The following is a 10,357-nucleotide window of genomic DNA, read 5'->3' on the forward strand; positions in this document are numbered from 1 at the left end:
TCGAAAAATTAAAATGGATAGTGGGTAATCTCACTTTTCTTTTTGATGTTTATTGAGAATAAATCTCATTTTGTTAAATATACGTTGTTGGTTAGGATGGTTGAGGGATGGAAGCAAGCGCGAGGAGTATAGAGCAACAAGAAATGAATGTCAAAGAGGTTAAGAGTAGACCGCTCATTGCTTCTATTATTTTAATAGCGGGCACAATTTTATTAGCTTTAAGCATGGCTGTTTCTATTTCATTTGGAGCAGCAGATATTAGTTTGAAGACTGTATGGCAAGCTGTCTTTCAGTTTGATGGGTCTTTAACACATCACAATGTTATTTGGGAGCTTCGTATGCCTAGAGCAATTGGTGGCGTGGTCGCAGGTGCTTTTTTAGCTGTATCAGGTGCAATTATGCAAGGGATGACGCGAAATCCACTCGCATCGCCATCATTAATGGGGATTACTGATGGAGCTGTGTTTGGGATTGCAATTATGTATGCATTTTTCCCAAATTCGCCATATTTAATGTTTGTTATTGCTTCTTTCGTTGGAGCAGCATTTGGTGCAAGTATTGTATACGGTATTGGTGCTTCTTCACCAGGCGGATTAACACCTGTTAAGTTAGCGTTAGCTGGGGCAGCAATCAGTGCTTTACTTGGTGCTGTTTCTTCTGGAATTGCTTTGTATTTCAACCTTTCTCAAGAGGTGAGTATGTGGAATGCAGGCGGTGTTTCTGGTGTGAAGTGGGAAAGTATTGATATGTTATTGCCAATCGGAATGGTGTGTCTCGTTATAGCAATTATGATGTCGAGATACATTACAATTTTGAGTTTTGGTGAAGAAATTGCAATTGGGCTTGGTCAAAATACAACGCTTATCAAATTTATTGGAACAGTGCTTGTTCTTGTGTTAACAGGTTCAGCCGTATCAATGGCAGGATCAGTTGGATTTGTTGGACTTGTCATTCCGCACATGACGCGTTTTCTTGTTGGATCAGATTATAGGTGGGTTATTCCATGTTCAGCTGTATTAGGTGGTTTGCTAATTGAATGTGCTGATATGTTATCGCGAATTATTAATCCACCATTTGAAACACCAATCGGAGCGATTACAGCATTAATTGGTGTCCCATTCTTCCTCTACTTAGCTCGTAATGAAGGGAGAGGAAAAATGTGAGGACAAGTGTCTTAACAAAAAAGAACATTTCAATTTTAGCAATTTTAGCGGGATTAATCTTTTCCGTATTTCTGATTAGCTTAAATACGGGAACATTTAAAATACCACCAATAGATGTATTGAAATCATTGGTTGGACTAGGCGCAGAAGATCAGTCAGTTATTTTGTTTGAATTTCGTATGCCACGTATGATTATTGCTATCTTAGTTGGTTCAGCGTTAGCTGTATCAGGTGCAATTATGCAAGGCTTATCACGAAATCCACTCGCTGATCCAGGCATTATTGGTATTAACGCTGGAGCAGGATTAACGGTTGTCGTTTTCGTATATTTCTTTTTCGGAAAAGTTGGGACTGGTACGCTTTTATCTGTATTCATTCTTCCATTTTTCGCATTGGTCGGTGCCATATTAGCAGCAGTTATTATTTACGTGCTGGCATGGAAAGATGGTGTTTCATCAACTCGTTTAATACTTGTTGGTATTGCAGTTGCAGCTGGATTTGGTGCTGTTAATTTAATCTTTTCGATGAAAATGACATCCAATGACTTCCGCTTTGCAACGATTTGGTTAGCAGGTAGTTTATGGGGAACAGATTGGAAGTTTGTATTAAGTGTACTTCCATGGATGCTCATCTTTTTACCACTCGCGATTCGTAAAGCGCATGTGTTAAATGTAATGAACCTGGGAGATTCAGCAGCAGTTGGTCTTGGTATAAATGTAGAAAAAGAAAGACGTAAATTATTATTTATTGCAGTTTGTTTAGCCGGTGCATCTGTGGCGGTTGCGGGTGGAATTGGTTTTATTGGTTTAATGGCACCGCATTTAGCGAGGCGCCTTGTCGGTGGAAAACATCAAATTATGTTGCCGACAGCGGCATTAATTGGAACATTTCTGCTGCTATTTGCAGATTTGATTTCAAGAAGTGTACTAACGACGTCAGAAATACCAGTCGGCCTTGTTATCTCTGCAATTGGTGCACCATATTTCATTTATTTACTTATGAGGACAAAATAAAGGGAGGCTTTTTGTATGGCAACTTTAGCGGTTGATTCGGTATCTGTTGGCTATAATGAAGGGTTAATTATTGACGGATTATCGGTGGAAATTCCAGAAGGGAAAATTACAACGATTATTGGACCAAATGGCTGCGGGAAATCAACGTTGTTAAAAACAGCTTCTCGTATTTTGAAGGCAAAACGAGGCACTGTTTATCTTGATGGGAAAGCAATTGAGAAGCAGCCGACAAAAGAAATCGCAAAAAAAATGGCGATTTTACCACAGACTGCAGAAGTGCCAACAGGTCTTACTGTGTTTGAACTTGTTTCGTATGGCCGCTTTCCTCATCAAAAGGGATTTGGCACACTGAAAGAAGAAGACTATCGTTACATTCACTGGGCGCTTGAAGTAACTGGGATGACAGAATTTGCAAACCGTCCAGCGGAAGCTTTATCAGGTGGTCAACGTCAACGTGTATGGATTGCAATGGCTCTTGCGCAAGGAACGGATTTACTTGTGCTAGATGAACCGACAACATACTTAGACATGGCCCACCAGCTTGAAGTATTAAATTTATTGAAGAAGTTAAATCAAGAAGAAGGCCGCACGATTGTTATGGTTATCCATGATTTAAATCATGCATCTCGTTTTTCAGATCATATGATTGCATTAAAAGCTGGCAAGCTAATGAAACAAGGAACACCAGATGAAGTTATGACAAGTGAAACACTTCGTAAAGTGTTTGAAATTGAAGCACAAATTGTTCCATGTCCGGTGAACTGTAAACCGATTTGTTTAACATACGATTTAATGATGATTAATAATCAATTGCGTAAGAAAGCATAGATGAATGATTCCTCTCCTACTCTTAATAGGAGGGACCATTCTAATGGACGTTGAGCTTCTCATTCGAGATGGGAAGTTGAACGCCCGTTAGGACGGGTTGCATACAACAATTAATAAATATATAACAATTTAAGGTTGTTTGTAGTTTCTTATAGTTATATACAACTTGTAAGAGAAATATATCCAGAAGGAGTGGAAATTATGAAGAGATTCAAAGCAGCATTACTAGCAATGGTACTAGTAGTTACTTCTGTGCTATTTGCAGCTTGTTCTTCCAATAAGAAAGAAGAAAAGAAGGCGGATGCGAAGGTTGAAGAGCGCACTGTACAACATGCAAAAGGGGAAATTAAAATTCCTGCAAATCCAAAGAAAATTGCTGACCTTAGTGGTTCAACAGAAGAATTGTTAATCTTTGGCATGAAACCAATCATTACTGCAAACACAACCCAAGAAAAAATCGATGCACATATTGCTGATAAATTAAAAGGTGTAAAACCAGTTGGCTCTGCTTGGGGTGACCAAATTAACATTGAAGCAGTAGCGGCTGCAAAACCAGATTTAATTCTTGTGAACAATCGTCAAGAAAAAATTTATGATCAATTATCTAAAATTGCGCCAACAGTCATGTTAAAAACTCCACTAGATCAATGGCGTCCAAAGTTTGAAGAACTAGGTAAAATCTTCGATAAAGAAAAAGAAACAACAGCATGGTTGAAGAAATATGATGAAAAAGCAAGCAAATTACATGATAAAATCATTGCAAAAACTGGCGATGCGAAATTCATGGAAATGGCTGCATATCCAAATGCATTCCGCGTATATGGTGACTATGGTTACGGTAGCGTAATCTTCAAAGACTTACAATTACCAGCGGTTCAAGGTACACCAACTGACAAACCGCTCGTACAAGTACAAAAAGAAGCATTAATCGATTACAACCCAGATTACTTATTCGTATTTACAACTGGCGATGGTTCTCAACGCTTAAAAGAATTCCAAGAAGAAACAATTTGGAAGAACATGAACGCTGTTAAGAACAACCGCGTATTTACAATCAAGAATGAAGACCTAAACAAAGGATACTTCCCGCTTGGTAAAGAAATGGTCCTAGATGAAGTTGCTGATTTTGTTTTAGGAAAATAATAATATAAAAAAAATCACTTTTGCTTTTGTAAAGGTGATTTTCTTTATATTAGGGGAATTTATCCCGCGTTAACGGGCAGTAATACTCCCACCTCAAAATTCGTCGAAAGCAAAGAGGTTAGGTGGGAGATAAACTGTCCGTAAAAGCCCGATTGGTTCAACTAATAATCAGTGGGGATGAAGAATCCCCACTGATTAAAGTTTCACTTTATATAGTCTTTCATTTCTTTCTCTTTCCTATTTCGTTTATAATGAAGTAAGAATGCAGTAAAGAAAGGGGGATGTCAATGGTATATTTAAACGACAAACTCAGCGAAACAAAAGTGTTTAAAGACCCAGTACATAAATATGTACACGTGCGTGATCGCGTGATTTGGGATTTAATCGGAACGAAAGAATTCCAACGTCTGCGCCGTATTAAGCAGCTTGGAACGACATTTTTTACATTTCACGGTGCGGAACATAGTCGCTTTACTCATTCATTAGGTGTATATGAGATTATTCGTCGTATGATTGATGATGTATTTGATGGTAGGCCAAATTGGAATGCAGAAGATAGATTGTTATGTTTATGTGCAGCATTACTTCATGATGTTGGCCACGGCCCGTTCTCTCACTCGTTTGAAAAGGTTTTTTCATTAGATCATGAGAAGTTTACTCAAAAAATTATTGTTGGTAATACGGAAATCAATGATGTGCTAAGCCGTGTGGACCGTGAGTTTCCGCAGAAGGTGGCAGATGTCATTGCTAAGACTTCTAATAATAAATTAGCTATTAGTATGATTTCAAGCCAAATTGATGCAGATCGTATGGATTATTTATTGCGAGATGCTTATTTTACTGGCGTAAAGTATGGGAATTTTGATATGGAGCGTATGCTGCGTGTTATGCGTCCATATGGTGATCAAGTTGTCATTAAAAATAGCGGTATGCATGCTGTTGAGCATTATATTATGAGTCGTTATCAAATGTACTGGCAAGTGTATTTTCATCCAGTAACGCGGAGTGCTGAAGTGATTTTAACAAAAATTTTACACCGTGCAAAAACATTGCATGAGCAGTATTACACATTTAAGTATCACCCTGTTCATTTCTATTCTTTATTTGAAGAAGAAGTAACAGTAGAGGATTATTTAAGGTTAGATGAGAACGTAATGTATTACTACTTCCAAGTATGGCAAGATGAAGACGATCAAATTTTAAGCGATTTATGTCGTCGCTTTATGAATCGAAATCTCTTTAAATATGTAGAGTTCACAGAGAAACATGGTTTAGATAATTGGATGGAATTAAGTAGTCTATTCAAAAAGATTGGACTTGATCCAGAATACTATTTAGTTGTTGATTCAACATCGGATTTACCGTATGACTTTTATCGAGCAGGAGAAGAAGAAGAACGCCTTCCAATCTTACTTCTTATGCCAAACGGAGAGCTCAGGGAGCTTTCTCGTGAATCGGATATTGTCGAGGCGATTACTGGTAAGAAGAGAACGGATCAAAAGTTGTTTTATCCACATGATTTAATCTATGAAGCTGGAAGGAAAGGGAAATATAAAGAAAAAATTATTCAGCTATTAGAAGGAAAGAAATAAGAAGCAGCCTGAGGACTGCTTCTTATTAAAGAAACCTAAAATTATTTGTCGCTTAAGCGTTTTCCGCCAACTGCATAATGATTTTTAGACATTTCTTCGATGAAAACAACGATGTTTTCTTCAGGAGCACCAGTTGTTTCGCTTACTGCTGCAGTTACTTTCTCAGCAAGAGCTTTCTTTTGTTCTTCTGTGCGTCCTTCTAACATTTTCACTGTTACGTATGGCATGTACAATCGCTCCTTTTATGTAAGTTACAATCTTATTATAACGGATTCTAAGGAAGAACAATCGAAAAAACAAATATTTTCTTTTTTTGACAGAATGAAGAGGAGATGAAGTATGGATCAGTTATTTAGATATCCACTGCACCAAATTCCACTGGTAGCAATGGCGATTATTATTGCGTTATCTGTACATGAATTTGCACATGCATATGTTGCATATAAGTTTGGTGATGATACAGCGAAAAGACAAGGCCGTTTAACATTATCGCCAATGGCTCATTTAGATCCAATCGGGCTGATTGCTGTATTAATTCTTGGTTTTGGTTGGGCACGTCCAGTACCTGTTAACCCGTATAATTTCAAAAAACCACGTCTTGCTGGTGTACTAGTTTCTATTGCAGGACCGATTAGTAATCTAATCCTAAGTGCTATCGGTTTAATCATTTGGTACAGTTTGTTAAAGTTTGGGGTACTAGATGCTATTCCATTTGCGGTGGCAGATACATTAGGTCAATTCTTCCAAATTTTTATTGTCCTTAATATTGTGTTACTTGTTTTTAATTTATTACCAATTCCACCGCTCGATGGGTATCGTGTAATTGAAGACTTAGCACCAGCAAATGTTCGCGCGAAAATGACCCAGTATGAAAAATATGGATCAATTGCGTTATTAATTCTTGTTATTACACCGCTTGATCGTTATACAATTCAACCAATTTTTAATGTGGTAATTCCGCACGTATTAGGATTTTTACAAAGTATCATTGCGCCTATATTTGGGTTAATGTAATACATGAGTGAGGAGGAGTTTACATATGACAGAAAAAAAGAAAAAAATCGGTTTTAATATTGTGAAGAACGATTCAACAGATGGGCATGGTGGCTTTGGTGTTGGAGCGCTAAGCTTAGAAAATATTTCACCTGTTTTCGTAGATGTATTAGAGCAAAATGCATTCGTTGATATTGGGGCGATGCATGCGCGCAGCACTGTAGAAAAAGGAATTAAATTTTTAACAAATAAAGATGAAGTTCCAAACGGAAAGCCGTATTGGCTTGTATGGGTAACGATTGAAAGAACGGTAAAAGGTGCTTATTATGCAGGTGTAACAGCTTGTGAGATGACAGTTGATCGTGAAATTCGCCGTGGTTATAAGTCACTTCCAGAGCACGTGAACAAGATGGATAAATCATTAAAGCGTCACATCATGGTTGACCATATGGATGATGCGTCTAAAAAGGTACTAGGTACATTCTTAAAAGAGCATAATGAAGCAATTTGGAACGAATCTAGTGAAGAATTGCGTCATGCATTATTAGGAGAATAAAGTGAAACTTTAATCAGTGTTTTTTTAAAAATTCCCCGCTGATTTATCAGCCCTCATGAATCGGGGTAAATTTTTTAGGCTACCAGGGGTATTCCTGGTAGCCTTTGTTTTATTATTTATGCTGCATATTGCTTAGGTACCGATATAATGATGGTACAAATTTACCACGGAAAATACTTTTTCCACCAGCTGTCCTTTTTCTTCTCTTTTCCAGCCTTCTCGAATTCTTCTTTATCATCGACATGATCCATACAATATTCAGTCGGTTCTGTTCCTTTTGTGAAATACATTTTTACAGAAGTAGGGCATCCTTTTGTTGCGATTTTCCCATTTTCAGGATTGATGTCTAAAGCCACAACATCACTTGGTTGTTTGAATTCTTTTTTAGGCTGACCGTCTAATCCTTTTTCCATCGTATCAGCCCAAATCTTCTTGGCATAGCCCTGTTCGGCTGGATTGGAAATAGATTTCGGCTTGTCGTATCCGACCCAGACGCCTGTTACGAGCTGCGGCGTGAAACCAATCATCCAGCTATCCGTTTCAGTGGAGCCAGATTTTCCTGCGTATGTGCGTGATAGATTTGGAAGGAGTGATTGCCCTGTCACAGAAGCGTATCCACTTAACTTTTTATTGAACATACCCGTCATCATTTCTTCCATGACAAACGTATTGTTTTTATCGAGCACTTGTTTACTTTCTAAATGCGCATCGTATAAAATGTTTCCTTCGTGATCGACAACGCGGCGAATAAAGGTTGGTTTTACTTGTTTTCCTCCGTTGGCAAACATACTATAGGCGTTAACCATTTCAATTGGTTTTACAGGAGAAGTACCAAGGGCAAGGGATGGGACATCTTTTAATGAACTTGTAATACCAAATTGTTTCGCTGTTTTTGCGAGAGAATCTTCCCCTAAAAATAAATTCGTTTTTACAGCATATACGTTATCTGATACCGCGAGGGCTTGTGCCATTGTAACAAAATCATCCGCATAATAGTCTTTATAGTTTTTCGGTTTATATTTAGAAACACCATCTCCTAATGTAAACACGGTATATTCACTCTTTAAACGGGTTGCTGGTGTAAATCCTTTTTCTAATGCAGCGTAATATAGAAATGGTTTAAAAGTGGAACCTGGTTGACGAGCAGCTTGAATCGCTCTGTTAAATTGACTTGCTTCATAATCTTTTCCACCTACAAGGGCCGCTACTTCTCCCGTTTTCGGATTCATTGAGACAAGAGCCGTTTGTATATCCGTTGTTTCTGGAATATTATCCTTAATGGATTGCTCTGCTATTGCTTGTAGCTTTGGATCTAGTGTTGTATAAATGCGAAGTCCACCGCGCTGTAATGCTTGTTCATCGAGCCCAGCATCGTGAAGGAGAGAGGCTTGTACAGCGTCTTGAAAATAAGGCGCCACTTCTGCGACTTCTTTCGTATCTAATGAAGCAAATGCAAGCTTCTCTTTTTTTGCAGAGGATGCTTGCTCTTTTGTAATATAGCCCTGCTCGACCATCTCATCTAAAATAAGTGATTGTCTTTGTTTCGCCCGTGCTTCCTTTAAATAAGGTGAATACAGGCTAGGCCCTTTTGGAACACCAGCGAGCATACTAGCTTCTGCTAATGTTAAGTCTTTTGCTGTTTTATTGAAATACATACGAGAAGCTGCTTCAATACCGTAAGCGCCGTGCCCGTAATAAATCGTATTTAAATATCCTTCTAAAATATGATTCTTACTATAATTGACTTCAAGTCGAATGGTATACATTGCTTCTAATAATTTACGTTTCCATGTCTTATCATGATCTAAATACAGATTACGAGCGTATTGCTGTGTAATCGTACTAGCACCTTGTACCTTTGCCATTGCTTTTATATCTGCAATGATTGCACCGGCAATTCGCTTTATATCGAAACCATGATGGTGATAGAATCTTTGGTCTTCAATGGAAAGTGTTGCATCTTTAACGTAAGGAGAAATTTGTTCAAGTGAGACGTTATAGCGTTTTTGTATGCCATTGCTTTGTCCCATAACAGTGTCATCATTAGCGTAGAAGAAGCTCGTTTGTGGAACCGCAACAGGAGGAGGCCCCATAATTTTTGCCGCTATAATGATAATAAAAAAGGAAAAAACGAACAAAAGAACACATGAAAAAAGTGCGGTGAAGAAAAGACGTTTATATTTTTTTAGTTTTGGATTCACAGTTTGGTCCATCTTTTTCATCCCCTCATCATATACTTTTACTAGTATTGAGGGTTTTTTCGTATTTTAAACAACGAAGTGTGCAAAATGAAAAAGAGCCCTTCCAATTAAGAAAGGAGCTCAAAAGCGCGCATAGGCCAATCTGTAATAATAACGTCTATGCCGTAATCAATCATGGTTTGTAAATCTTTATATTCATTGATTGTATAAGGACGGAAGACATATCCTTGCTGCTGGGCTGATTGAACAAATTCCTTTGTTAACAGCCGGAAATTAGGATGTAATCCAGCTGCTTCTCGTTTTTTTGCCTCAGCAATTGGATCAGCAAGGGGTTCATCGTATAAAATAGCTCTCGGAATTTCAGGAGCAATTTTTGCAAGCACGGAAACAGAATCATGATTAAATGATGAAAATATAATTTGATTCGATAAATGGTACTCATGTACAAGCTCGACAACTTTTTCTTCGATCTTTGGATAGTGAATGACATCTGTTTTTAATTCGATATTTAATTGCAAATTTGTTGTAGAGAGCCAAGTGAATACTTCACGTAATGTTGGAATTTTTGCTTCGTGAAAAGAAGGATTTTTATGGCTACCAGCATCAAGAGCTTGTAATTCTTTCACTGTCTTTTCAGAAACAAGTCCCACTCCATTTGTTGTACGATCAACCGTTTCATCATGAATGACAACAAGCTCCCCATCTTTTGAAAGGTGAACATCAAGTTCGATGCCATCAGCACCAATACGCTCGGCCTCTTGAAACGCAATCATTGTATTCTCTGGGTGTGTTCCTTTAACTCCGCGATGGGCAAAAATAAGTGGTTTTTTCATCTAAGAATCTCCTTATCGTTTCATTTCTTCCATTA

10 protein-coding genes are annotated in these 10,357 nt (G+C 37.9%); 7 read left to right on the forward strand and 3 right to left on the reverse strand.

Annotated features, from left to right (window positions below; translation table 11 throughout):
• The first annotated feature begins 107 nt into the window (after positions 1–107).
• From V7183_RS00970 to V7183_RS00990, 5 genes are all read left to right on the forward strand, one after another.
• Positions 108–1,163: a FecCD family ABC transporter permease gene (locus V7183_RS00970; RefSeq protein WP_097897421.1), complete on the forward strand. Its 1,056-nt coding sequence runs from the start codon at positions 108–110 to the stop codon at positions 1,161–1,163.
• A complete protein-coding gene (locus V7183_RS00975; protein ID WP_335358439.1) occupies positions 1,160–2,176 on the forward strand; it encodes a FecCD family ABC transporter permease in 1,017 nt (338 codons plus the stop codon). The genes V7183_RS00970 and V7183_RS00975 overlap by 4 nt, the downstream gene beginning before the upstream one ends.
• Positions 2,177–2,191: 15 nt before the next feature.
• Positions 2,192–3,004 carry an ABC transporter ATP-binding protein gene (locus V7183_RS00980; protein WP_335358440.1) on the forward strand — a complete coding sequence of 271 codons (813 nt, stop codon included), beginning with the start codon at positions 2,192–2,194 and terminating at the stop codon, positions 3,002–3,004.
• A 201-nt stretch (positions 3,005–3,205) separates the two neighbouring features.
• Positions 3,206–4,147 carry an ABC transporter substrate-binding protein gene (locus V7183_RS00985; RefSeq protein ID WP_335358441.1) on the forward strand — a complete coding sequence of 314 codons (942 nt, stop codon included), beginning with the start codon at positions 3,206–3,208 and terminating at the stop codon, positions 4,145–4,147.
• 287 nt (positions 4,148–4,434) lie between these two features.
• Positions 4,435–5,739 (forward strand): HD domain-containing protein, encoded by a 1,305-nt coding sequence (locus V7183_RS00990; RefSeq protein ID WP_335358442.1) that lies wholly within the window; start codon positions 4,435–4,437, stop codon positions 5,737–5,739.
• A 41-nt stretch (positions 5,740–5,780) separates the two neighbouring features.
• Here the strand turns inward: V7183_RS00990 and V7183_RS00995 are convergent, their stop codons facing one another.
• Complete coding sequence (locus V7183_RS00995) at positions 5,781–5,966, reverse strand: 2-hydroxymuconate tautomerase (RefSeq protein ID WP_001147171.1); 186 nt, start codon at positions 5,964–5,966, stop codon at positions 5,781–5,783.
• Between the two features lie 112 nt (positions 5,967–6,078).
• Here V7183_RS00995 and V7183_RS01000 point away from each other — a divergent pair, with 112 nt between their 5' ends.
• Positions 6,079–6,753, forward strand: a complete 675-nt coding sequence (locus V7183_RS01000) for a site-2 protease family protein (protein WP_335358443.1) — start codon at positions 6,079–6,081, stop codon at positions 6,751–6,753.
• 25 nt (positions 6,754–6,778) lie between these two features.
• Positions 6,779–7,288, forward strand: coding sequence for a YwhD family protein (locus V7183_RS01005; protein WP_335358444.1), 510 nt, complete (start codon positions 6,779–6,781; stop codon positions 7,286–7,288).
• A gap of 161 nt (positions 7,289–7,449) precedes the next feature.
• Here the strand turns inward: V7183_RS01005 and V7183_RS01010 are convergent, their stop codons facing one another.
• The gene (locus tag V7183_RS01010; protein ID WP_335358445.1) at positions 7,450–9,501 is read right to left on the reverse strand and encodes a transglycosylase domain-containing protein; all 2,052 of its coding nucleotides are present in this window, start codon (positions 9,499–9,501) and stop codon (positions 7,450–7,452) included.
• Positions 9,502–9,596: 95 nt separating this feature from the next.
• The gene (locus tag V7183_RS01015) at positions 9,597–10,322 is read right to left on the reverse strand and encodes a glycerophosphodiester phosphodiesterase (RefSeq protein WP_097897429.1); all 726 of its coding nucleotides are present in this window, start codon (positions 10,320–10,322) and stop codon (positions 9,597–9,599) included.
• Positions 10,323–10,357: the final 35 nt, after the last annotated feature.

It is taken from the genome of Bacillus sp. JJ1127 (assembly GCF_036965845.1).
GTDB lineage: Bacteria > Bacillota > Bacilli > Bacillales > Bacillaceae_G > Bacillus_A.